Consider the following 1,280-nt stretch of genomic DNA (forward strand, 5'->3'; position numbering starts at 1 on the left):
GGCGCTTAGGAGACCGCGTGTGCTCTTGCCCTGACCGGGACCAGAGCCGTGGCTCAGCCTCAGCACTCCAGCGTCCGTAATCGCCTGCTGAAGGCGATGTCTCCTGCCGACTTCGCCCTGCTCCAGCCGCACCTGGAGCGGGTTTCGACCGAACTGCGGCAGTCGCTGATCACGCCGCACGAGCCGATCCAGCAGATGTTCTTCCCGGAAGCCGGGTTCGGCTCGATCACCACCTCGGGCTCCGGCAGCCAAGTCGAGATCGGCATCGTCGGGCGCGAGGGGCTGGTCGGCGCGATACCCGTGCTGCTGGGCTCGGATCGCACGCCCCACGAGTGCTTCGTTCAGAGCGCCGGCGAGATGCTGCGGATCGAGACCGTTGCCCTATGTGCCGCCGCCCGCGAGAGCGCCAGCCTGAACAGGTTGCTGCTGCGCTACATCATGGTGCAGTTCGTCCAGGCGGCCCAGACTGCCCTCGCGAACGCCACCTACACCCTGGACGTGCGCCTCGCCCGCTGGCTGCTGATGTGCCAGGACCGGCTGGACGGCGACGACCTGCAGATCACCCACGAGTTCATCTCGATCATGCTGGGCGTGCGCCGACCCAGCACCACCCTGGCGGTCCAGGCGCTGGAGGGGCAACGGCTGATCCGGGCACGGCGCGGCCGCATCACGATCCTGGATCGCGAGGCGCTGACGGCGCTGGCGGACGACAGCTACGGCCTGCCCGAAGCTGAGTTCGGTCGCCTGATCGAGGGCGCGTGATGCCGCGCTACTTCTTCAACATCCGGCATCGTCCCGGACCGGCTGGTCTCGCTGTAGACCCGGAAGGCGATGACCTCGCCGATGTGAACGCGGCGCGTGCGCATGCCTTGTTCGAGGCGCGCGCCGTGATCGCGCAAGAGCGCCTGCCGCTGATCCGCGACTGGATGGATTGCGCGTTCGAGATCATGGACGAGGGCGGCCAGCCCGTGCTCACCGTGCCGTTCAGCGATACCGTGCCCGAGGACGAGCTGGGTTGAGCGGGATCGCCCTGGCCCAGGGCTCGCCACGCCCGCAGTGGCTGAGCCTCAGTCGTCCAGGTCCGGCTCGGGGATCGGGACATCGCCCACCCACAGCCCGGCAAACGTCAGCGTCGCCGTGTAGACGGTCGTGTTGTTCTCGTCGCGCACCAGCACGGTGAAGGCCTGCGTGTCACTCACGGCCCGGGGGATCGCTTCCTTGGCGACGAACGGCAGGGCGTGCATGGCCTCATCCCGGACGGCTTCAGGGCTGTCGCACTC

General features: G+C 68.3%; 3 protein-coding genes. 2 read left to right on the forward strand and 1 reads right to left on the reverse strand.

Going from position 1 to position 1,280, the window contains the following annotated elements; all coding sequences use genetic code 11:
• The first annotated feature begins 48 nt into the window (after positions 1–48).
• Both MFF58_RS31620 and MFF58_RS31625 read left to right on the forward strand, forming a co-directional pair.
• On the forward strand, positions 49–762 hold the full coding sequence (locus MFF58_RS31620) for a Crp/Fnr family transcriptional regulator (protein WP_238294276.1): 714 nt from the start codon (positions 49–51) through the stop codon (positions 760–762).
• The gene (locus MFF58_RS31625; RefSeq protein ID WP_238294278.1) at positions 762–1,019 is read left to right on the forward strand and encodes a DUF6894 family protein; all 258 of its coding nucleotides are present in this window, start codon (positions 762–764) and stop codon (positions 1,017–1,019) included. The genes MFF58_RS31620 and MFF58_RS31625 overlap by 1 nt, the downstream gene beginning before the upstream one ends.
• Positions 1,020–1,067: 48 nt before the next feature.
• Here MFF58_RS31625 and MFF58_RS31630 read toward each other — a convergent pair.
• On the reverse strand, positions 1,068–1,280 hold a 213-nt coding region (locus MFF58_RS31630), incomplete at its 5' end, for a DUF6894 family protein (RefSeq protein ID WP_238294280.1).

Source organism: Methylobacterium longum (assembly GCF_022179385.1).
Lineage (GTDB): Bacteria > Pseudomonadota > Alphaproteobacteria > Rhizobiales > Beijerinckiaceae > Methylobacterium > Methylobacterium longum.

Coding starts and splice junctions, on each gene's coding strand:
- MFF58_RS31625 (WP_238294278.1), top strand. CDS start 762: ATGCCGCGCTACTTCTTCAACATCCGGCATCGTCCCGGACCGGCTGGT.